The sequence below is a fragment of the Neptunomonas antarctica genome, assembly GCF_001305295.1.
GTDB classification, from domain to species: Bacteria; Pseudomonadota; Gammaproteobacteria; order Pseudomonadales; family Balneatricaceae; genus Neptunomonas; species Neptunomonas antarctica.
In genome coordinates this window covers 81702-104562 of sequence record NZ_LJSI01000037.1, presented here as the reverse complement: position 1 = coordinate 104562, position 22861 = coordinate 81702, and the positions used below count along the sequence as shown (strand labels likewise).

Sequence of the window (22861 nt, the reverse complement as noted above, 5' to 3'; positions counted from 1 at the left end):
TATATTAGTGGTATGAACGAATACTCCAAACAATTACAAAAGCAGGGCTTGATTGACCTTACTATCAGGGGAAAGGCCGGTATCGCAGCATATCCGGTTATCTGGCTACTAATTACTCTGCCTTATCTGCCTCATACTCAGTTTCCGGCATTCTTTTACATCAACACAGCCATCTTGGCGTGCATTTTATTGTCAAGAATCTGGCACCTTAGTGTGTTTAATCGCGACCCTGAAGCCAGTGCTTCGAAAATGTATCGCTGGCTTGTTGGCAGTATCTTGCTGGCCGGCATTCACTGGGGCGTCATGTTTGCCATTATTGTTTACCATTGGGATGACTCCAGCATGCCTTACGTCTGGACTATGGCGACTATGGCATTTGCAATTGGCGCCTCTGTAGTGCTCAGCATATCGAATGTTATTCGTGCTTTTTACCCACTTGCAATGGTCGTACCTGGTGTATGCATCTTTATTATCTACGGAGGAAGCGATCAATGGGTGTTCGCTGCGACTGCCCTCATTACTCTGGCATACATACATGTTACGACCAAAGTTACTCATGCCGATTATTGGGGTGGACTTAAAAACAGGTTTCTGGCTGAGGAACGAGCGGAAAAAATGGAGCGATTAAGCCATACTGATCAGCTTACCCAGTTGAATAATCGGATGTTTTTTGATCGAAGGTTTTGTGAAGAGTGGAAGCGAAGCTCGAGATCGAAATCGCCACTGAGCATACTTATGCTGGATCTGGACTATTTTAAAGTGGTCAACGATTCTTATGGGCATGTATTTGGTGATGAATGTTTAAAGCGGGTCGCCGAAACATTGCAAGCAACAGTACATCGCGAAACCGATAGTGTCGCACGCTACGGCGGCGAGGAATTTGTGGTATTGCTGCCTTATACGAATCAACAGGACAGCGAGGCTATTGCAACCAGGCTGTTATCGGCTATCCATGAAATAGATATGAGTGTCGGCAGTCAAAAAGTCTCACTAACCTGCTCGATCGGAATCGCGACAGGTTATGCCAAGCCAGGCCAAAACAGAGAAATGCTTTTGAAAAGTGCCGACGACGCGCTTTATCAGGCAAAAGACAAAGGCCGTAATAGAGTTCAGGTCGGCACGTCTATTAACGCTTCTTGAGTATCATCACAAGAGCGCACGTTTTTATATTGAGAACGGTTGAGGCTCGATATGTTAGCGGCCATCGCCCGAAAGGACTATGAAGACCGGTAACGGCAAGGAAGAGAAAAAAAGCAGCCGAAATGCCGCTATAAAGGAAGGCCAGACAGCACAAAATCCCACGAAAATATCCACTCGCTCCTGATCAAAAACGTATCTTATAACGAGGTAGTGGCAGCTTTGGGATGAACCCGGAACAAAATTTTTCCGGATATTATTTCTTCTTCTTTTCATCCGTCACCAAGACTCGAAAAATCCGTAGCAGGCTAAGGCTTAGATAGCCTGCGATGGCGAGTAGGCCGCCTATCGCTATCAGAGCGATACCGGCCAATGCGACGAGTTCCTGCTGCAGCGATTGGCCGAACAGATATTCAGCCATAGTGACTAACAACAAGCCCAGCAGGCAGAATCCTAATCCGCTGATTAATAAGATCAGATTTTGTTGAACATTATCGGCTTGTTTTACTAAGCGACGTTTTAATGCCAGCCAATTCATAAGCGCCGGAAGAATCCCAGGTTCACATGAAAGGTCAGCGATAAGGGTGCAGAGGCTAATAGTGTCTCTTTGGTATCTGCCGCTATGCGTTGGCTATGGGGTGTCATATCCAGCAATGCTTGTATGTCCTGGGAGGATTGCAGTGTGAACTCGAAACGCTGCGTGTCTACTTTTTCGCAGCTAAACAGCGTGGCCAGTTCTGCCGTCGGGTTGTATTCGGAAATTTTGATCTCTTTATAAATGCTCTGACGCAATTCCAGCAGATGATCTTTGGCTGGCCATGCCAGTATCAAAAGCCCTTCAGGCTTTAGCACTTTGGCAAAGGCGGCGGGCATCAGGCGGCTGAACATCACCAGCAGCAGATCCTGGCTTTGTTCGGGCACCGGCATTTGCGCACCTGAGGCGACCATCCAATGTATCGATTTACTGCGGCGACAGGCTGCTTTAATGGCATGTTTGGAGATGTCGAGGCCGATCATCTCCACATTCATTCCGCTTAGTGCCTTTTCTACCTGAGCGGTGTAGTAGCCTTCACCACATCCCATATCGAGCAGACGTGAATCAGTTTTCGTATGCAGTTCTTGTGTAATGCCCGCACAGACATTATCAGCCAGTGGCTGATAATAGTCCTGATCGAGAAAATGCGTCCGGGCCGCTACCATTACCGGGTTGTCGCCCGGGTCTTTGGAACGTTTGCGCTGTACCAGCAACAGGTTCCAGTAGCCCTGTTTCGCCTGGTCATAACTATGATGCTGTTCACAGGACAAGGTGCGTCCTGCGTGCGTTAACGCAAGAGAGCAGACGGGGCAGATCAGGTGGCCGTTATTCACATTCATTATTCAGGTCATTTATTTAAGTGAGGTCAGTAAACGTGCCAGAATGTTTTCGTAAAGATCACTGAGAATATCCAGGTCTTTGACTTTTACACGCTCATCAACTTGATGAATTGTGGCGTTAACCGGCCCTAGTTCAAGTACCTGAGCGCCGGTAGGCGCAATAAAGCGTCCATCAGAGGTACCACCTGCTGTCGATAATACGGTGTCCATGCCAGTTACCGCTTTGATCGCTTGCTGCGCGGCTTCAACCAGGTCACCTTCTGCGGTGAGGAAAGGATTACCGGATAGCACCCAGTCGATATCCCATTCCAGCTTATGTCGATCCAGGGTATTTCGAACGCTCTCTTTGAGTTCTTCAGCCGTCACTTCGGTAGAAAAGCGAAAGTTAAAATCAACTTCAAGCTCTCCGGGAACCACATTGTTGGCACCGGTGCCGGCATTAATGTTAGAGATCTGAAAGCTGGTCGGTGGGAAAAAATCATTGCCAGTATCCCAGACGGTGGCGGCTAGTTCCGTTAATGCGGGAACGGCTTCATGAATGGGGTTACGCACCAGATGAGGATAAGCCACATGGCCTTGTATACCGGTCACTTTAAGCTTTGCGCTGAGCGAGCCGCGACGACCATTTTTTATCACATCGCCGGTTTTATCGGTACTTGAAGGTTCACCCACGATGCACCAGTCGATTTTTTCATTACGCGCTTCTAAATGATCAATGACACGTGTGGTGCCGTTGATAAAAGGGCCTTCTTCGTCACTGGTGATCAATAATGCTATGGAGCCGTTGTGATCCGGATGGTGTTCAATGAAGCGCTCCAGTGCGGTAATAAAGGCGGCAATGCTGCCTTTCATATCGGCGGTGCCGCGGCCATAGAGATAGCCTTCAAGAATAGTCGGTTCAAACGGAGGGTGCGTCCAGTTTTTTTCCGGGCCCGTCGGTACTACGTCGGTATGTCCGGCAAAACAAAACAGCGGGCTTTGCGTACCGCGACGAGCCCAGAAATTACTCACATCTTCAAATTGAAGGCGCTCGATAGTAAACCCAAGTGCTTCGAGCTTTTCAATCAGCAGCTCCTGGCAGCCAGCATCTTCTGGTGTGACTGAGGGGCGCGAAATTAACGCTTTAGTGAGTTCTACTGTCGGTGACAGGATGGACATATCTGGGCTCCAAAATTCAGGATAGAAAAGCAAACGCGCTATGCTTGTCAGGCGACAGGCATAGCGCGTCTGTTAATGCATATTAGTTATGCTTGTGAAGTTCTGCATTCAGCTCGATAGCTGATTTGTTAGTTTTCACTTCAATACGGCCGTTCTGCGAGTTGCGACGGAACAATAGGTCAGATTGGCCGGCGAGTTCGCCTGCCTTGATGGTCTTCACTTCGTTGTTCTGGTCATCCAGCAGCGTCACTTTAGAGCCGCCCGTCACATACAGGCCTGCTTCAATCGTGCAACGGTCGCCCAGAGGTAAACCCAAACCGGCATTCGCGCCTAACAGACAATTTTCACCGACAGAGATGCGTACGTTGTTACCGCCAGACAAGGTGCCCATGGTAGAGCAACCACCGCCAAGATCCGAACCGTTACCAACAACCACACCTGCTGAGATGCGGCCTTCAACCATGCTGACACCCAGTGTGCCGGCATTGAAGTTGATAAAGCCTTCATGCATTACGGTAGTGCCTTCGCCAACATAAGCGCCCAGACGAACACGTGAAGTCGCCGCAATACGTATGCCTGCAGGTACCACGTAGTTAGTCATTTTAGGGAATTTGTCGACAGAATGAACATCCAGCAAACGTCCCTGAGCACGTGCAGCCAGTTGGCGGCGCGGTAGTTCGGCCAGAGCAATAGCGCCTTCGCTGGTCCAGGCCACGTTTGGCAGCAGGCCAAACATACCAGACAGGTCAATACCGTGTGGTTTAACCAGGCGATGCGACAGCAGTGCTAACTTTAAATACACTTCGGGTGTGGTTGCCGGAGAGCTATCCGTTTCCAGAATGGTGATAACCATGGATTGCTGTGTGCCTTTGAGTACTTCAACAATCTCAGCCTGGTCTTCAGCGCCAACGTTAAGAAACGCGACTTCCAGATCTTTTAACTGCGCTTCGCAGATTTCGATAGCTGCATCACCGCCTTCGTAATCCAGTATTTCAGTCACCGCTTTAATTAACGCTTCTGACGGATTCAGAACCGGTGTGTTGTAGTAGATTTCCAACCAGTCACCGTTGGAGGATTGGGTGCCGATACCCAGACCAAATGCAAAATAGCTCATGTTGTTCCCCGTCTAAGACGTCAAATTTGAAAAAAGTTTGTTGTATTCGGTTTCTATAAAACCGACACGTCGTAGTGTTTCTGATTCTGCGCAGCAGAGTTCCAATACCGGCCGTTTAATAATGGCCGGATTTTCCAGCATCACCGCGCGGGCGGAGGCTGCATCGATATTCTCTTTGACAGATTCAGGCAGTTGGCGCCATGAAGTACTGCGTTTGTTCAACAAGACTTCCCAGCCGAGCGCGCTAATCCATTGATCAAGCAATGCCTCTGATAAGCCATCTACACGAAAATCATGGAAACGGTATTCAACCTGATGTGCTTCGAGCCACTTACGTGCTTTTTTAATAGTGTCGCAGTTCTTAATGCCGAAAAGCGTAATGCTCATATTAATTTGCTCCTATAACCCTTCCACAAAGCGTCGGATTCGCTGAGCACCTTCAATACATTCTTCCAGTGTTGCTACTAAGGCCATACGCACATAGCCAGCACCGGGAACACAACCATCCACTTCGCGGGACAGATAACTGCCAGGTAAAACGGTCATGTTTTGTTCTGCGAATAGCTTTTGTGCGAATAAGTCATCAGCGATAGGTGTTTTTGCCCAGAGATAAAAACTGGCTTCTGGCTGCTGTACATCCATTACCGGCGCGAGAATTTCAATCACGCGGGCAAATTTTTCGCGATACTGGTCACGGTTGTCTTTAACGTGTGCTTCATCCTGCCAGGCGGCAACAGAAGCAATCTGATGTTGTACCGGCATCGAACAGCCGTGGTAGGTGCGGTACTCAAGGAAAGGTCCGATTAATTTGGCATCGCCCGCAATAAAGCCCGAACGTAAACCCGGCAGATTAGAGCGTTTGGATAAACTGTGCATCACCACGCATTTATCGTAATCATGACGGCCCAGGCGCGCACAGGCTTCTAATAAGCCCACCGGTGGATGAGCTTCGTCGAGATATATTTCTGAATAACACTCATCCGAGGCAATGATGAAATCATATTTGTCGGCCAGTGCGATCAGTTTTTTCAGAGTATCGAAATCAGTGACGGCACCGGTCGGGTTGCTTGGAGAACACAGAAACAAAATCTGGCAGTGTTCCCACACTTTCGCAGGAACGGCGTCGTAGTCGGGAATAAAACCGTGTTCGCTCAAGCAGCTAAGATAATAAGGCTCTGCACCTGAGAGGTAAGCGGCCCCTTCATATATCTGATAAAAAGGATTAGGAGAGATAACCAGCGCACCTTCTTTACGCTCAACAGCGGCTTGAGTAAAAGCGAAAATAGCTTCGCGGGTACCGTTCACAGGTAAGACGTGGCTATCGGCTGTCAGGGTGTTGGCTGCTAAATGAAAACGCGCGGTACACCAGTGGGCAATTGCTTCACGGATTTCCGGAATGCCTTTAGTCGTGGGGTAATTAGAAAGCGCATTGAGGTTATCTGTTAGCGTTTTCACGACAAAAGCCGGGGATGTGTGTTTAGGCTCACCAATTGAAAAGGCGATATGTGGCATGTTTGCAGGAGGTGTTACCTGCGCTTTGAGCTCTGCCAGCTTTTCAAAAGGATAGGGTTGAAGACGCGCTAAATCCCGGTTCATAAACACTTCCTGCTCTGCCGTGAGGCGATTATCAAAAATAAGCTGGAAATTATACCGGATGCGGCGGAGTCTATTAAGTGTTTCCTCTGTAAATAAAAAAACGCTCCGGCGTTAATAAGGGAACAAGCCGGAGCGCTAAGCGCAGGATTAGTGAAAAGGGAGGATCAGCCTTTTGCTAGCATGTCGAACTCATCCGTACTGAGCTGTCCGTCTTTATTCACATCCAGTGCTTGAAACTGTGCTAATACCGGCTCATGTATTGACGCTTCTTCTTCGCTGATCATGTGATTAGCGTCGACGTCAAGCAGTGCGAAAAGATCCGTGCCACCGATTGGTTGTGCACTAGCTGTGGCTGAGATGAGTGTACATGCGGCAATAATTATTAATTTTTTCATGGGTTATATCTCTCTATACTGTGATTGGATACACGGTACATAGCTTAAACTGTGCCATTATTATTTTAGTTATAGTAAACAAAGGGTTATGAAATTATTTTTGGGCTTTTTATTAACGATTGTTATAGATTAGTGAGGAATAGAGATAATCTGTTACTTAGTAGCGACGATTACGCTTTTAATATATTTTTTATTATAAAAATCAATTAGTTATAGAGTTGTAAAATGGCGACTGAGCATAGGGGCTCAGTCGCTGGATGAATTTTAATGAATGAGCAAAACGAGGTGAGCGTCAGGCTACTGTGGATAATTCGCCGTGATGTACTCTCAGGCCTAAGCGGGCTTTGGTGTGTTCCAATACCGTAAGAATAGCTGGAATAAACAGCAAAATAAGTAAGGTGCCGTAGGCCAGTCCAAACACAATAGAGGTTGCCATCGGAATCAGAAATTGTGCCTGTAGCGATGTTTCAAACAGAATCGGTGTTAAGCCTGCAATGGTAGTCAGTGACGTTAGCAGTACGGCGCGCAGGCGTTGACAGGCGGCTTCCTCAATGGCGGCCTCAACGGCCATGCCCGCTGCTCTGAGCTTTTTGTAGAAGCTGATCAGCACAATCGAGTCGTTAATAACAATGCCGGAGAGCCCGAAAAATCCGAACAGTGACAGTATAGTCAGATCGAGGCCAGTGATAAAATGCCCAAGAATGGCGCCGGTTAATCCGAGAGGAATGGCGAGCATGACGGTAATTGGCCAGCTATAAGAGGCAAAAACCCAGGCGAGAATAATATAAATCAGGCTCAACGCCAGAATAAGACCGAATTTCATATCGGCCAGTGTTTCACGTTGGTTTTTGTTTTTCCCCTCGAAGCTCGCTTCGATGCCATATTGACTGATGATGTTGTCCAGTTTACCTGATTCAAGATCGGCAATAATATCGTTGGCGTTGGCTGACGATTCATCAAGGTCGGCCGTGACATTAATGGCCAACTGACCATTAATTCGTTGCAACGAGTCCAGGCCTCGTTGCGGTGCAAACGTCACAATGTTTGATAACGGCGCCGTTGAACCATCGGGCAGTATGATAGGCAGATATTCAAGTGCGCTGAGTCGGTTTCGCTCTGCGTCGGGAAGCATAACGCGCACCGCTACTTCATCCTGACCCTTATAGAAGTTCTGAACTTCAAGCCCATCGAAAGCCGCACGTAATTGCCGGCCTACCTGCTGTAATTTCAGACCTGAGGCTGTACCGGCGGGCGTTAACTCATAGATCAGTTGCGATTTCCCGAAGGGTAAATCGTCATCAATGTTGGACAAGCCTCCATACTGCTTAAGCAGGTTCTGGACCTCCATTGATGCTTGTTTAAGTGTGCTGACTTGTGTGCCCGATAATTTTATCTCGATAGGTTTTCCGCCCGGGCCACTGGCTGACTGGTCGATAGAGAACTTTTCTACGCCCGGAGGCACAATGATATGAGTCCTCCAGGCTTTGATAAATTCTCGATTAGTAATGACCCGGCTGTCGATAGGTGTCATTTCAACATAGAGGGAGCCAAATTCGTCGCCACTGGTCGGGGCTGCACTGGTACGCGGAAAGTTGGCGATGCCGTATTCGCGAAACGCCACTTTGATTAGACTGCCTTCGACTAAATTCCCTTCGCTCAAACTATCTTTGCTTAGAGTCGCGCTGAATTCGCGATCGGTTTGTTGAATAGTGTCATCTAAATGCGCTAGAAAATTTTTGACGAAGGTATTATCTGTGCCCGCCGTAAACTGCACATTAGCAGTGAACACCTCTCGGTCGACCGACGGGAAAAAGGTGAATTTCACACGTCCGCCCATGATCAAACCTATGGCAATAATAAAAATACCTAACGCACTGGCCAATGTCGCCCAACGGAATTTAATCGCTATTCTGACAATACGACGGAAGATGTTTTCCCGAAAATAATTAATACGGGATTCAATCGCCAGACGCGCTTTAGATGAATGCAAATCCGCCTGACTACGTAAGCTGTGATGTAAATGGCCCGGCAAAATCAAAAAGCATTCAACCAGCGAGGCAAGGATGACGCAGATAACCACAATCGGAATGTCCACCAGAATATTGCCAATGGTGCCGCCAATGATTAACAAAGGTATAAAGGCCGCAATGGTGGTCAGCGATGAGGCAATAACAGGGGAGAGCATGCGGTGGGCACCGCCGATGGATGCTTTCAGGCCGCTTTCGCCCATCTGAATATGGGTAAGTGTATCTTCGCCAACCACAATGGCATCGTCAACAATGATACCCAGCGCCATGATCAGACCGAATAAACTGATCATGTTAATAGAGCCGCCAATCATATAGAGCACGGCGAGTGTCGCCATAAAAGACACGGGAATGCCGACCGTCACCCAAAAAGCGACACGGGCATTCAGAAACAGAAACAAAATAGCGATGATAAGTACCAAGCCGCCTAATCCATTTCTAAGCAGCAGATCGATACGGGCTTGCACTTGCATCCAGCGTTCGTCGTAGGTGACTAGTTCAACGCCTTGGGGTAGTTGCTCCCTGGCCTGGCTGAGCCATTTTTCCATAATGCTGGCGGATTGCAGCGTATCTTCACTCTCGGTGCGCTTGAGTACCAGCAAAATGGCAGGCTTTCCTCTATAGCTGAGTTCAACCTGATTATCTTTACTGCGCCAGTCAATATCGGCAATATCGCCGAGGCGTACCAGCCGTCCTGCGCTATCTGAAATTAAGGGAAGTTGTTTGAAGCCTTCCACATCACGCTGCTGACTCAAGCTTCGGATCTGTCTGGCGCCATCGCTTTTAGCGGCCGTACCGGCGGGCAGGTCGACGCTACGCTGGCTTATATTGGTGGCGATATCATTCAGTGACAGGCCAAGTGAATGCAGTTGTGCCGCCGGTATCTGAATCGCAATCTCTTCATCCGGCATACCGGTAAAGTCGATTTTACGAATACCCTGATCCAGTAATTCCCTTTCAAAGCGACGTGCCAGAATACGCAGCTCGCTGATGGCCGCATTGTCTGACGTAATCAGCATGGAGGCGATGTTGTCATAACGAATGATGCGCTGAACAATCGGGGCTTCCGCATCGGAGGGTAACGAGCTGCGAATACTGTCTATTTTCTGCTTAACTTCGTCTAAGGTGTATTGCACATCAGTATTTTCAACCAGCTCAAGCCGGATCGACGCACGTCCCTGACTGCTCGTTGAATAAAGTGTGTCGATGCCGTTAATGGAGCGGATTGCTTCTTCAATGGGTAATACGATCGACCTTTCTATATCTTCAGCGGCCGCGCCACTCCAGATAACATTAACGATCACGATATCCAGCTCAAACGAGGGAAAGAACTGAGTGTTGATCTTTTTAATGCCCCATACACCGGCCAGTAGCAGCAGAATCATCAATAGATTGGCGGCGACCCGGTGCTGGGTAAACAGGGTGATCAGATTTTGCCGAGGACTATTCTCGACCGGTTTATCTGACAGCAGCTTATTTTCAGGTGCGGGGTTTTTAGAGACTTGATTTTGCTGGTCTTCATCATGAGAGCGCATCAATTACTCCGTGACCTTTACAGGCAGGCCCGTAATAGCATTGGGTAATTGGGTAATAATGAGCAATTCGCCTTGTTTAAGTTCGTTTGATTGGATAAGTACCTGAGGTTGTCCATCGGTATTATGAGTATCGCCCACTTTGTTAACAATAATGGACTCCAGTTTTCCTGCGGTAATGCGATAGACGCGATCGGTACCATAGAGAGCAAGAGGGGGGATCGCGATCAAATTATCGATAAAAGGCAAAGACAGCGTCAGGGAAAGTGTGCGGCCTGGCTCAGGCGTAAATTGATCGGATGCAAACTCAAATAGTGCATCTACACCTGTTTTACCATTGGTCACTGTGCTGGCTAAACGTGACAAATGCAGAGCTACGTTCTTTTTATCGATTAAGGCGGTGGCATTGAGTCCGGTCTTTTCGTTGAGTCCCTGGCGAATTAAGGGCAGCACTTTAGAGGGCACTTGTGATCGGACTTGTAATAGTGAAGGATCGTAGAGTGTGATCAGAGTGTCACCTGTTTTAATTCGATCGCCCACCGCGGCCGATACGCTGGCTATGCGTGCAGTAAAAGGTGCGGTGATGGTGGTTCTTTGCAGTTCCAGTAACGCACTGTCGCGAAGTGCGGTTGCCTTTTCCTGCTCCGCTTCCAGCTGTGCTAGTTGAGCGGGGAAAGTGCTTATCGCTTGCTCTCGGTTATTAAGCGAAAGTGCCTGTTGTTGAAAGTTCTTGCGAGCCGTATCCAGCTGATCTTCTGAGCCTACTTTTCGTGCACTCAGATCTTTATAGCGGGCGACTGACTTACTGGCCAGTGCGTAGAGTTGCTTCTCGATATTCAATGCATTCTGGTTAGCTTCATGCTGAATTCTGGCTGCATTGATCTTCGCTGCGCTATTTTTAAGATCCGAGTCGCGCTGACGAAGTATCAGTTGGGCATCGCGCGGGTCTAGTTGAATCAGCAGTTGATCTTTACTGACATGCTGCCCTTCTCTGGCGACCACCTGCTCAACATAAGCGGTGACAGACGATGAAAGTAGCGCCATTTGAGGAGATTCTATCTGTCCATAAAGAATGATTTCAGGGCGAAAGTTAGAAAAATTCACAGCTTTAGCTTGTACGCTCCAGACTTTTTCGATGACGGGACGGGAGGGTGCCTGAGGTTTGCTGGCTTTAAGCGCCATAAAAATGCTAACTGCTGCAAGCAGGGCCAGTAGCGGAAAAATCCATGTAAGATGACGAGTGACCGCTTTTGACATATAAATTTTCAACCTGAAAGCATAGACTGACCATGACAGCCCGTATGAAGAATGTGTTTTATATTAGCGCTTTATGATGAACTAGTTTATCTGCTTTTGACCGTGATGTGTCGTTTACACAAGGTAGTTTACGCATCTTTACAATTCTCTTGCGTGCGACTGAATAAGTTATGATAGTGGGCGCCATGACAGAACCGAAGCATTCATCATCAGACTGTCTGATATTTCAACAGAAAAGGAATAACACTAATGCGTACAGAGTCAGTCATGGGGTTAAGTGCCAATGGGTTTCACCGGGTTGTTTATCATGAGTGGGGTAGCCCGGATAATGAGCGAGTACTGGTTTGTGTGCATGGCTTGGCGAGAAACAGCCGCGACTTTGATGACATAGCTAAAGCGTTATCGCGAGAATATCGCGTGATTTGTCCGGATATGGTAGGCAGGGGTGAGAGTGACTGGTTGGCTAATCCTGCTGGCTATGGTATGCCACAGTATTTGGCTGATATGACGGTATTACTGGCACGCCTGAATGTGGATAAGGTGGATTGGCTAGGTACGTCGATGGGCGGTATTATTGGTATGTTACTCGCCGCTATGCCCAAGTCCCCGATCCGTAAACTGATATTAAACGATATCGGAGCCTTCGTTGCTGAGTCGGCTTTGCAGCGGATAGGTGATTATTTAATACCTAAATATTTTGAAAGCCCGGAAGCGACGCAAGCTTTTATGAAGGCTACGTATCCTGGATTAGGTAATCTGAGTGAGGCCCAATGGCAGCATTTAGCAGAGCATGGATTTAAGAAGGAACCACAAGGCTGGACGCAACACTATGATCCGGCGATTGGTGATATAACACGCGCTACTGCCAATCAGGATGTTGATCTCTGGCCTGTTTGGCGCGCTATTCAGTGCCCGCAAATGCTGATTTGGGGTGAAACATCAGATGTTCTGAATCAGGCCACTGTTGAACAGATGCAACAGGAAAAGCCGGCGATGACGCTTTATCGTCTTCCTGGTGTTCCTCATGTGCCTTCGTTGATGGAAGACGCACATATTCAAACCATCACTGAATGGCTACGTAGTCATTAATCGAGTAAAGGATTATCAATGAGCTCGTTGTCCTCTTGGCCTACTGAGCAGCTTTGTCTGACTCATAAAGAACGTAAAGAAGCCGTTAACGCGGTTGAACTGGCGTTTGCTTCGGCAGTAGCCTCCTTAAAAGTCGATATTGGCCTCAAGGAAATGTTCGAGGCACTTTATGTGCCACTCGGGGCCTGGTTGCTGTGCCGCAAACGTCAACAGGTTGGCCCGTTGGTAGTCGGTATTAATGGTGCTCAGGGGGCGGGCAAGTCGACACTGTTTAATTTGATAGAAGTGATACTCAGTGAAGGCTTTGGGCAAAAAGTGGTCGGTTTTTCATTGGATGATCTTTATAAAACCCGCCATGAACGTGAGCGTTTGGCAGAGATTGTACATCCGTTGCTGATGACCCGGGGTGTGCCTGGCACGCATGATGTGCAACTGGGCATTGATATTATCAAGTCGTTAAAGGCGGGAGATCCGGATCATCCGACTAAAATTCCGGTTTTTGATAAATCAATAGATGATCGTTGTCCTTCCTCTGTTTGGCAGGAGTGGGTAGGTCCGGCAGATGTTATTGTTTTCGAAGGCTGGTGCGTCGGAGCTTTACCGCAAACTAATGAGCAGTTAAATACGCCGGTGAATTCACTGGAAAGGGTTGAGGATGCCAACGGCGATTGGCGTTGCTATGTGAATAGACAACTGGAAGAAAAGTACCAGGAGCTGTTCAGTATGATTGATTCGTTGGTGATGCTGAAAGTGCCTAATATGGAAGCGGTATATTCCTGGCGTTCATTACAGGAAAAAAAGCTCGCAGAGCGAGTAAAATATGTTTTTGAGACCCAGATGCCAACGGATCATCTACGTATTATGAATGAAGAAGAGATAGTGCGCTTTATTCAGCATTATGAACGCCTGACACGCAGGATGTTAGAGGAAATGCCAAACCGTGCCGATGTCACTCTGATGCTTAATGAAAACCATAAAATAAGCAAAGTTCAGATAAACCGTCCGCTGTCTTTATGCCGCTAGTGCTCTTATACAGATAGTGCCTTATCTCAATAGAGGCACGTAATTATGTTAATGACTGAATGAGGAAATATCACGTGCTGAAAAAAATACTATTTATATCCTTTGTGGTTTTACTGACAGGTTGCCAGAGCACCTATTATTCAGCCATGGAGAAGGTGGGAGTGCATAAAAGGGATATTCTGGTAGACCGGGTTGAAGAGGCACGTGATGCGCAGGATGAAGCTCAGCAACAGTTTAAGGATGCGTTGGAGCAGTATCGGGCCGTGGTGCAGTTTAATGGTGGCGAACTGGAGACGCTTTATGATCGGATGAGCGCCGAATACGACGACAGTGTTGATGCGGCAGAAAATGTTTCTGATCGTATTCAGAGTGTTGAGCGGGTCGCTCAGGCGCTGTTCGATGAATGGAAAGAAGAGTTGCCTCAATACCAGAACACGGGTCTGCGTGATCAGAGCGCTAAACAGTTAAAAGAGACTGAAAAACGTTATGCGGCGTTAATGCGGGTCATGACGCGTGCTGAAAAAAGAATGCAGCCAGTACTCAGTGCTCTCAAAGATAACGTTCTGTATTTAAAACATAATTTGAATGCCCGGGCGGTCGGTGCATTAAAAGGAGAGCTGGCACGTTTTCAGCGAGACATCGATAAACTGGTCAGTGAGATGCAACGTTCGATTAAAGAATCAGATGCTTTTATTCGTTCAATGGATGCTACATAGGCCGCACTGTTTAGGTAGCACTATATAGGCAATAAGGTGGTGGATGCGACGCCGTGTAGCACCTTGTTAAGGGTGCGATTGTTTTGATCAGAAATAATACGCGCCATCATATCCTGCAAAGAAATCATCTTTCCAAACAGACGTTCAGTACTTAGGTTCGTTTCACCCGTTGACTCGTCAATAGTATTGCTGACAAATAGCAACTCGCCTCGACTGCCCCTGCCTTGGCTGAGTTGCCAGGCAATAGACTCTAAATTGCGTGCGCAGTGATAGATTTTTTGCTGATCAATCTCATCCAGCATGAAAAATTCATCTTGATAATTATACGACCCGTGAATCATACCCGCGATCCCGGCCATCAATGCAAACACTCGGTCACCTTTGAACTCGGGATCAAATGCTACAGGTATAGCTGTCGTTCCATAAGGGTCGCCAAGCTCAGCAAAGCGCACGGTTCTGGGCATACTGAAAAGTTGTACCAGGCGTGTTTTCACGGTCATTCCCTGTGGCGCTTTGGATAGCTCGGCCGGGTTAAGTTTGTAGAGTTTGATCAGTAACCGACGCGCAAGTTTGTTGAGTTCCTGAATATGCGCATCCGTTACCATATCAATATCTGATTTAGCGATATTCTTGACATCAAAAGGTCTGACTTTACCTTGCTGGCAACCGGTTAGGCTGCTGATGAGCAGGCAGGCAATAATAATTCGCAGACCTATATACATGCTTTTTAACTCCTTACATCTCATCTATGATAAAAACATCACCTGATTCGGCAGGTTTACTATCGGCTGGCGAGGTAAAGCTTATTCCTCCACCAATCATTGTTTCTAAACTATCAGCCTGAAAATTGATTCCTCCGAACAGTGAAAAGTCTATTTTCACTCCGCTCACATTTTTAAATTCACTGTTATGTCTAACTAGCAGCGCATATTCCGGTTTTATATTGATAAATATATTTACGTGTTCACCCTTGTCGTTCAAATCAAAACCAGTGACTGAGCCTACAGGCACCTGACGATAAAATAGGGGACTGCCTTTATATAATGAACCTAAAGCGGGGGAGTGAATCGTTAAGTTTAGTCCACTTTTATTCTGAAATGCGGGCGGTTTAGGTAAACCGCTGAAAGAGAATGTTGCCTGACCTTCTCCTGGCAGTGCTTCAATATAGTTACCCGTCAAAATACCGGCAGGATTATCAATGCCGCTCAGCCGGATGGCCGGTTCAACGATCCAGAAAAGGCTGTTCTGACGTGCCAGAAAGTGTCCGTCACGAAAAAGATCAATATTAACTCTTAGCGCTTTACCCTCATTGGTTACATCCACGGTCGCCACTTTACCGATAATTTGTCCTTTAAAACGAACATCTGCATGGGGTTGGATATTCTTGCCAGCGGCAAAGGTGACCTGCACACCTAAAGGTTGTTGAATGCTGGTGGTACGGTCTGAATAGAGTGTAAACAGGTGGTTTGGTTTAACAGGATCTGCCGCGTAATCGGTATCAAAAGCAATCCCACCAGATACCAACGTCTCTAATGACTCTGTACGCACGCTAAGGTGCCTCAGTGAGAAATCAGCTTTAATACCGCTGGCATTCCAGAAGCGGCTGCTCTCATTGATAAGATGGCTATAGGTGGGGTCGATTGAGCCGTATAGGGTGACACCTTTACCATCTTTATTGAGCGTTGCCTGTACGATTTTTCCTACACGAATCTGTTTATACAAAATAGGATCGCCCGCTTTGAGTGAGCCTGTTTCTAAGGCCCTAAGACGTATTTTAAAGGCATTTTGTAAATGCTGATCTGTCAGGGCTCCCTGCTCAGAGGCTTGATGATAATCGGCATACAGCGGGTAGGTGTTTTTTGTACTTGTTGTACTGTTGGATTTTCTATTTCCGGCCGGGTTAAAAAAAGCAATGCCGCCGCGCAACAGTGCAGCAGCAGATTCTGTACGCAGAGCCAGGCCATCAAAATTAGCCGTGAAGTTGATGCCGCTGGCGTTCCAGAAGCGGCTGTTAGTCTGGATCAGGTAACTGTATCGCTGTTCGATAGCAGCGTGAATGATCACCTCTTTTCCTGTCTTATCCAGCTCATAGCTGAGTACTTCACCTACCGGTAGTTGGCGATAAAGAATAGGTGAACCCTTTGATACGGAACCGAGTTGTCCGGTACGTAATTGGATCGCTTTTCCCATACTTAACTGACGTTTAGCCGGTGCGATATCAAGCGCTGTAAATGATAGCTTTTCGGCGCCTTGTCCGGGTTCGAGCTCAATATAACTACCGCGAAGCAGTTCACTCAGTTGGTCCAGATGCTCAAGCGACAGTTCAGGCTTTTGTAACCAGAAACGTGATCCCTCTTTGAGTAGATCCTGAGCGCGTGGGTCGATCAGTAAAACGGTATCCATAGACTTAAAATCATCAGTCAGGGTTACCTGTTTGACGCGTCCAATCTTAATCCCCCGGCTTTGTACAGAGGCTCCCTCCGTTAGTTCGGTGGCACCGGGAAAACGTAGCAGGACCTCAATGCCATCTTGTGCGGCTTCGTAATCGTCATAAAGCGGCAGTATTTGGCTATTGCTGGCGGGATCTGCGGTTTCATCCGGTGCTGAAAAATGAATACCACCCGCAATAATAGAGGCCAGTGAACCAATCTGGATATCTACCTTGGACAAGTCTGCTTTAATCCTGATACCGCTGGCGTTCCAAAAGCGCGTATTCGATTTAATCAGATAGGTGAAGCGGGGCTCTATATAGGTCTCAATCAGTACTTTTTTTCCGTCTGGACTGAGCGCATGACTGAGCACTTCACCTACTTCGATATCACGAAAATAGACTTTAGCCCCCTGATACACGGAGCGGGCACTATCTGATGTTAAGGTGAGGTAGAGACCGTCTGAGTTTTTGATCGGCGGGGGTGGTTGATCAAGGGCCTCAAATGAACGTTTAAATTCACCGCTGAGGTCGCCTGGTTGAAAGCTAATGTAACTGCCCGATAGCAGGGTTTCTAAACCACGTACCCCGGAGAGTGATACCTGAGGTTTGACCAGCCAGAATTGTGCATTTTTGGTCAGGGAGTCTGCTGTTTGTGGAACCATCTCAATCAGCGCTTTGATGCGCCGCAGATCTTTATCAATCTTAAGTTCTTTAACCACGCCAGTGGGCAAGCCCCGGTAAAATACCTTGGTTTTATTAGCCTCTAATCCAGACGCGGAATCAAAAACGACCTCAACCAATACGCCTTTGCCGTCATAATTTTTGTAAACCAGCCAGCCGGCAATAATGGCCGCTAATAAAGGCAAGAACCAGATCGCCGACGGTAAATGACGGCGGGTAATAATAGGGTCATGATCACTCATGGAAAGACCTCAAATTTGATCCAGGTGTTTATCCCAGAGTAAGCAAGTATCAAAACAGTTATCTGCCAACATGGTCAGCATAACCAATTTTTTCCAGGTGTTTATCCCAGATTAAGCGGGTATCAAAACAGTTAGCTGCCAACATCGTCAGAATAACCGATACGGCAAAGGCGGTCGCGCCGGTGTTACCTGTAACGCTCGCCAGGCTTCCCAGTTGTACAATCGCGCCGAGAATGGCAACCACAAAAATATCAAGCATTGACCAGCGTCCAATCCACTCCACAAAATGATACATCAGCATTTTTTGGCGCATATTAGTGGTCCAGCCCAACTGCACGGTTAATAGTAAAATAATCAAGCCGATTATTTTTAGCAAAGGAATAATAATAGAAGCCGTCAGTACGACCAGTGCAATGCCGAGAAGGCCATGGTCAACGAGTTGAAGCACTCCTTGCATAATAGTAGCCGGGTCGCCTTTGCCGAGTGCTTTAAATGTCATGATAGGCAGTATGTTGGCTGGAATAAGCATTATCATTGAGGCGAGTAAAAGCGCCCAGGTATAGGCAACTGAATGTAATTTACGACGATGCAGACGGGTTCCGCAGCGTGGACAAGTCTCTCCATCCTGTTGAATGCCTGCCGTTTTTGCGCAGCGATGGCAAATGATAATGCCTTGTGTCAGCGCTGAGTGTTGCATTAACGCTTCTCCAGTTGTTCTATACGTCGCCAAAAACGATGCGGATCTAACTGCGTGGATGAGAGTAGCGTTGCAATAATGAGCCCTGTCAAACTATACAAGCCAACCCCCGGTGTGACATCAGCCACATCAATGAGCTTAACAATAGAAACCAGAATACCCAGCATATAGATTTCGAGCATTCCCCAGCTATCCAGTTGTTGGTAGCTGCGCATAGCCCACGCTAGCATGGGGGCTGGTTTGTGTAAGAGTAAGCAGGTACTCAGATATAGCATCAGTAAAATTTTCATCAGAGGAATGATAATCGCCGCCATTAATACCAGTGCAGCTACCATCAACAGGTTGCTATCATAGAGCGCTTTAACAGAGCTGAAGATAGTTTCTGATTGGGAAAGCCCGAGTGTTTTCAGGGTCAGAATAGGAAACAGATTTGCCGGGAAAAATAGAATCAAACCAGCAATAGCTAACGCCAGCGTCCATTCAATTGAATGATGTTTGCTGGAGATTAGCGTAGACCCACAACGTGAGCAATGCGCCTCATGCTTGTCGGGTATGGCGCAGCGATTCAATAACAGGTCGCATTCCGGACAAACCCAGAATTTGTCCGGTTGTATTGATGTTATTTCCTTGTTGCTCATAAGTTATTATAGGTACCTATTGTCAGGGCGCAGTATGCCAGATATTAGGTTGCCGTGGCTATTGGCACAAACATCGATCAGGACAGATGTGAGCCGAGTTGATTTTCGCTATAGTAGGCCGCCTACACAGGAGATTGAAAATGTCAGAAAATGCGGGTGATTTTACCCATCTACGGCGTGAATATGTATCCCAGGGGATCACGCGCGATACTATCGACGCCGACCCGTTTAAACAATTTACCGAATGGTTTGATGTGGCCTGTCAGGTACGTCCCGATGATGCTAGTTCGATGACGCTGGCAACGGCGGACAAACAGGGCAAGCCCTCGGCGCGGATTGTCTTACTCAAGCATTTTGATCTCAATGGTTTTGCCTGGTATACGGATTATCAAAGCCAGAAAGGGCACGATCTTGAGGAAAACCCACAGGCTGAAATTTTATTCTATTGGTATGGCCTGGAAAGACAAATACGGATTCAGGGACGTGTAGAAAAATTATCCGCTGAGCAGGCTGATCTTTATTTTCATAAACGGCCTGTCGGCAGTCAGTTAAGTGCGGCCGCTTCAGAGCAAAGTCAGCCAATTGCATCGCGGCAAGCGCTTGAAGAACGTGTTAATGCATTGCAGGTAGAATACGCCGGGCAGGAAATTCCTTGTCCTGAGCGTTGGGGCGGATACCGTTTGATTCCGGAAAAATTTGAATTTTGGCAAGGTCGGGAAAGTCGTTTGCATGACCGTTTTAATTACAATCTGACAGCAACTAACTGGATAATCGAGAGGCTACAGCCGTGATAGATAATGACATGATAGTGGTTGAAACTAAGCCCGCCTGTGATGCAGCCATTATTTGGATGCATGGATTGGGAGTCGATGGATCGGATTTTCCACCCACCATCCCTTATCTGAAATTACCCAAAGAATTGGCCGCACGTTTCTTGTTTCCTAATGCACCGGAGCAAGCCGTGACGGTTAACGGCGGTATGGTGATGCGCTCCTGGTACGATATTTTGAGTATGGGTATTGGACGAGAAATTAATGACGCACAGCTGCAAAGTTCAGTAAGCCAGATTTCTGACATTGTGACTCAGCAGATCGATGCCGGCATTGCTCCGGAACGTATTTTGCTGGTGGGCTTTTCTCAGGGCGGAGCGGTGGCATACGAAACAGGATTAAGTTACCCGGGGAATTTGGGTGGTATTGCAGCGATGTCAACGTATCTGCCACGTCCTATTGAGCAGATCAGTATTGGAAACAACAGTGTAGCGGCGTTATCAATGCCTATATTGTCGTTGCATGGAGAGCATGATGATGTTGTACCTTTGACATTAGGGGAAAGCGCAGTCGAGCAGTTAAAACAGAAAGGTTATCAGCCTGAGTGGCACACCTTTAAGATGGCGCATGAAGTGTCGGTAGAATCACTTGCGGTACTTGGCCGCTGGATAACTCAGCAACTAAGCAAATAGAGGAAATATTGATGCAAATTACTGATAGTGCGGTGGTTTATTTCCATTACGCATTGATTAATGATCAGGGTGAAGTGCTGGATGGAACCAAGGGTGGCGATCCTATTCCGTACTTGCACGGGTGTCACAACATTGTACCGGGCCTTGAAAAAGCAATGGACGGCCGCTCTGCCGATGATCATTTCCGGATCACATTAACGCCGCTCGAAGCTTACGGCGAAAGAGACGAAGACAAAGTTTACGATGTTGAGCGTCAGCTTTTTGCCAATATGCCTGAACTGTCAGAAGGCTTGATGTTCCATATGACAAATGAATCCGGTGAAGACGAACTCGTGTCAGTGGTTGAGATTCATGACGATCTCGTCACAGTTGATGCCAATCATCCGTATGCAGGTGAAAGCCTCACCTTCGATGTGGAAATCGTATCGATACGCAATGCTACTCCAGCAGAGATGGAGGCAGGTCAAGCCATCGCTGTATAGCCCCGCTCTCCAAAGGCGTTTGTCTTTACAAGCGCCTTTACACTTTTTCCTTCCATTCTAATTCTCCGATATGAACACTTAACCATTCAAAGCCAATTTTCCGAGCTACTGCTGCGGCACCATCCAGGCTCTTAAATTCTCGTTCTTTTTTGCTGCGTTGCAAATCCAGCGTGATCACATTGCTGTCTTTGACGATAAATTTCAGTGTCCATCCTCGTGACATGGCAATTGGCGTTGCCTGACAAGATTCAAAAACACCCGCGTTAAAAAGAAGTCTTATTTCTTTCTCTTGCATTGTCTTAATCTCATTGTGGTTATTCATTATTTATTTAAGACAAGTATAAAATAAATATCAATTAATCACAAATAAATACCGATGATATAAATATCATAACCTATTGATTTATAAGGACTAATTTATTAATTGTCGAGATAATTGCCGTAATAAATGTGCTGTTTTAAGTCATTGTTTAATAAAGGTTTTTTAGGAGTTTTCTTTACATTTTTTTGTTATAAGTAATTAAAAATAATGAATCAAAAAGTAATAACGACTTATTAAATAATGATATTGATTGATTTTTTTTAAATATTGAAATTTATGTTAATAGACTGAGTTGCAATACGACTTTTTTGAAACGTGTTTGATAAAAGGGTGTTACAAAGAGTTGGTAAAAAGATCGAGTAAAAAGACCTGGTAAAATCTGTAGGCCATAATAAGAACAATGTCTTATCCGGAGATGTACTGAGCAAGTTGTGGTATTTGGTACGAACGGTGCAAAACGAGGGGGAGGGTAGTAGTGAATAGAAATAAATAAACAGACGTTGATCCAGATCAATAGATAGCCTGTCGATATGATAGCGGAACTATATATTATTCATATATATCAATTAGTTATTTGTTGGCTTTGTATTGTGTAATCAAAGATTGAGCCATATCAATTTTTTCTAATGTTTACCCGTGTAACCTTATCTCAACGATTAAGAATTCTCTAAGAGGTGTTGGTTATGTTTGGTATTGATCCCTATGTATTAGAAACACTGCTGCCTAGTTTAGTAGGCGTTGCAGCAATGGCCGCAGCGATGGTGTGGGGCTTTATTAAAGTTCGTCATCTGATGAACGAAGACAAGCCACAAAAGTAATTTCCAGCCTACTAGCTTTCATTTAAATACCCGCCATAGCGGGTATTTTTGTTTCTGATACATTTGAAATCTCCAGGCAAATACCTGTGCTTTGACGTTGATCCCCTTGCGAAAAAATTGGTTATAATGACATTGCAGCACCATCAAAAAGAGCATCATCAAAAGAGCATTATCAAAAAGAGTAACGTCAGAAAATATGTCATCAGATGTTGATTATCATATACAACCGATTTTACCTGAGCAGCGACCGCAGTTGGCACAGTTTTATAAGCGGAATCAGTATAAAGGTAAGGTCAAGGCAACCGACCGCAGCTGGATTATGACCGACATCAATGGCCAGATTGTCGGGGCCGCGAGACTGTGCCAGCAGGCAGGGTTTACGTTGTTGCGGGGTGTTTGGATTGACAAAACATTGCGTGGGCAGGGCAGGGGAAGCCAGTTGCTCAGATATCTGAATGCAACGGGAGTATTAACTAATAGTTACTGTTTTCCTTATTTGCATCTGGAATCGTTTTACCGTCGACAGGGCTTTGTGCAAGTGTCGCTGGTACCCGCGTCTTTGCAGCCAGTATTGGCGCGTTATAACCGCTGCGACGAACAGGTGTTACTGATGAGTCTGGTGTCTTAAATGATGTGGTGAAACGAGATATCTTGAAGCAAGAGATGATGG

General features: G+C 46.7%; 23 protein-coding genes. 9 read left to right on the top strand and 14 right to left on the bottom strand.

All coding sequences use genetic code 11. The features are described from left to right. The first annotated feature begins 12 nt into the window (after positions 1-12). Complete coding sequence (locus Nant_RS09710) at positions 13-1140, top strand: GGDEF domain-containing protein (RefSeq protein ID WP_054341447.1); 1128 nt, start codon at positions 13-15, stop codon at positions 1138-1140. Between the two features lie 253 nt (positions 1141-1393). Here Nant_RS09710 and Nant_RS09705 read toward each other — a convergent pair whose 3' ends face one another. From Nant_RS09705 to Nant_RS09665, 9 genes are all read right to left on the bottom strand, one after another. Continuing rightward, positions 1394-1675: a hypothetical protein gene (locus tag Nant_RS09705; protein ID WP_054341446.1), complete on the bottom strand. Its 282-nt coding sequence runs from the start codon at positions 1673-1675 to the stop codon at positions 1394-1396. Further along, positions 1672-2511: a putative RNA methyltransferase gene (locus Nant_RS09700; protein ID WP_054341445.1), complete on the bottom strand. Its 840-nt coding sequence runs from the start codon at positions 2509-2511 to the stop codon at positions 1672-1674. Before Nant_RS09700 ends, Nant_RS09705 begins: the two co-directional genes overlap by 4 nt. A gap of 12 nt (positions 2512-2523) precedes the next feature. After that, positions 2524-3669 (bottom strand): succinyl-diaminopimelate desuccinylase, encoded by a 1146-nt coding sequence (gene dapE, locus Nant_RS09695; protein WP_143773604.1) that lies wholly within the window; start codon positions 3667-3669, stop codon positions 2524-2526. An 82-nt stretch (positions 3670-3751) separates the two neighbouring features. Continuing rightward, positions 3752-4783, bottom strand: coding sequence for a 2,3,4,5-tetrahydropyridine-2,6-dicarboxylate N-succinyltransferase (dapD, locus tag Nant_RS09690; RefSeq protein ID WP_054341444.1), 1032 nt, complete (start codon positions 4781-4783; stop codon positions 3752-3754). Between the two features lie 12 nt (positions 4784-4795). Continuing rightward, complete coding sequence (locus Nant_RS09685; RefSeq protein ID WP_054341443.1) at positions 4796-5170, bottom strand: ArsC family reductase; 375 nt, start codon at positions 5168-5170, stop codon at positions 4796-4798. Positions 5171-5182: 12 nt separating this feature from the next. Next, positions 5183-6379: a succinyldiaminopimelate transaminase gene (gene dapC, locus Nant_RS09680; protein ID WP_054341442.1), complete on the bottom strand. Its 1197-nt coding sequence runs from the start codon at positions 6377-6379 to the stop codon at positions 5183-5185. Positions 6380-6543: 164 nt separating this feature from the next. Beyond that, positions 6544-6774, bottom strand: coding sequence for an EF-hand domain-containing protein (locus tag Nant_RS09675; RefSeq protein WP_054341441.1), 231 nt, complete (start codon positions 6772-6774; stop codon positions 6544-6546). Between the two features lie 292 nt (positions 6775-7066). Further along, the gene (locus tag Nant_RS09670) at positions 7067-10336 is read right to left on the bottom strand and encodes an efflux RND transporter permease subunit (protein ID WP_082400167.1); all 3270 of its coding nucleotides are present in this window, start codon (positions 10334-10336) and stop codon (positions 7067-7069) included. Positions 10337-10339: 3 nt separating this feature from the next. After that, a complete protein-coding gene (locus Nant_RS09665) occupies positions 10340-11590 on the bottom strand; it encodes an efflux RND transporter periplasmic adaptor subunit (protein WP_054341440.1) in 1251 nt (416 codons plus the stop codon). 249 nt (positions 11591-11839) lie between these two features. Here Nant_RS09665 and Nant_RS09660 point away from each other — a divergent pair, with 249 nt between their 5' ends. The 3 genes from Nant_RS09660 (at position 11840) to Nant_RS09650 (ending at position 14418) form a co-directional block, all read left to right on the top strand. After that, the gene (locus tag Nant_RS09660) at positions 11840-12679 is read left to right on the top strand and encodes an alpha/beta fold hydrolase (RefSeq protein WP_054341439.1); all 840 of its coding nucleotides are present in this window, start codon (positions 11840-11842) and stop codon (positions 12677-12679) included. Between the two features lie 18 nt (positions 12680-12697). Next, complete coding sequence (locus Nant_RS09655; RefSeq protein ID WP_054341438.1) at positions 12698-13702, top strand: hypothetical protein; 1005 nt, start codon at positions 12698-12700, stop codon at positions 13700-13702. A gap of 74 nt (positions 13703-13776) precedes the next feature. Further along, positions 13777-14418, top strand: a complete 642-nt coding sequence (locus Nant_RS09650) for a DUF2959 domain-containing protein (protein WP_238377108.1) — start codon at positions 13777-13779, stop codon at positions 14416-14418. A gap of 20 nt (positions 14419-14438) precedes the next feature. On the opposite strand, the gene Nant_RS09645 is transcribed toward Nant_RS09650, so the two are convergent. The 4 genes from Nant_RS09645 to Nant_RS09630 are packed head-to-tail and all read right to left on the bottom strand — an operon-like array spanning position 14439 to position 19107. Beyond that, positions 14439-15140 carry a hypothetical protein gene (locus tag Nant_RS09645; RefSeq protein WP_054341436.1) on the bottom strand — a complete coding sequence of 234 codons (702 nt, stop codon included), beginning with the start codon at positions 15138-15140 and terminating at the stop codon, positions 14439-14441. Positions 15141-15153: 13 nt separating this feature from the next. Then, positions 15154-17772, bottom strand: coding sequence for a PqiB family protein (locus tag Nant_RS09640; RefSeq protein WP_054341435.1), 2619 nt, complete (start codon positions 17770-17772; stop codon positions 15154-15156). Positions 17773-17830: 58 nt separating this feature from the next. After that, positions 17831-18469, bottom strand: a complete 639-nt coding sequence (locus Nant_RS09635) for a paraquat-inducible protein A (protein WP_054341434.1) — start codon at positions 18467-18469, stop codon at positions 17831-17833. Further along, positions 18469-19107: a paraquat-inducible protein A gene (locus Nant_RS09630; RefSeq protein ID WP_054341433.1), complete on the bottom strand. Its 639-nt coding sequence runs from the start codon at positions 19105-19107 to the stop codon at positions 18469-18471. The genes Nant_RS09635 and Nant_RS09630 overlap by 1 nt, the downstream gene beginning before the upstream one ends. 140 nt (positions 19108-19247) lie before the next feature. Between Nant_RS09630 and pdxH the strand changes: the two genes are divergently transcribed. From pdxH to Nant_RS09615, 3 genes are read left to right on the top strand one after another with little or no spacing between them, the layout of a single operon-like run. Next, on the top strand, positions 19248-19898 hold the full coding sequence (gene pdxH, locus Nant_RS09625) for a pyridoxamine 5'-phosphate oxidase (protein WP_054341432.1): 651 nt from the start codon (positions 19248-19250) through the stop codon (positions 19896-19898). Further along, entirely contained in the window at positions 19895-20569 is a 675-nt protein-coding gene (locus Nant_RS09620; protein WP_238377107.1) for an alpha/beta hydrolase, read from the top strand. The genes pdxH and Nant_RS09620 overlap by 4 nt, the downstream gene beginning before the upstream one ends. Before the next feature lie 11 nt (positions 20570-20580). Beyond that, a complete protein-coding gene (locus tag Nant_RS09615) occupies positions 20581-21051 on the top strand; it encodes an FKBP-type peptidyl-prolyl cis-trans isomerase (protein ID WP_054341431.1) in 471 nt (156 codons plus the stop codon). Between the two features lie 37 nt (positions 21052-21088). Here Nant_RS09615 and Nant_RS09610 read toward each other — a convergent pair whose 3' ends face one another. After that, on the bottom strand, positions 21089-21346 hold the full coding sequence (locus Nant_RS09610) for a hypothetical protein (RefSeq protein ID WP_054341430.1): 258 nt from the start codon (positions 21344-21346) through the stop codon (positions 21089-21091). Between the two features lie 710 nt (positions 21347-22056). Here Nant_RS09610 and Nant_RS21820 point away from each other — a divergent pair. Further along, positions 22057-22191, top strand: coding sequence for a hypothetical protein (locus Nant_RS21820; RefSeq protein WP_274378328.1), 135 nt, complete (start codon positions 22057-22059; stop codon positions 22189-22191). Between the two features lie 196 nt (positions 22192-22387). Next, the gene (locus Nant_RS09605) at positions 22388-22819 is read left to right on the top strand and encodes a GNAT family N-acetyltransferase (RefSeq protein WP_054341429.1); all 432 of its coding nucleotides are present in this window, start codon (positions 22388-22390) and stop codon (positions 22817-22819) included. Positions 22820-22861 lie beyond the last annotated feature (42 nt).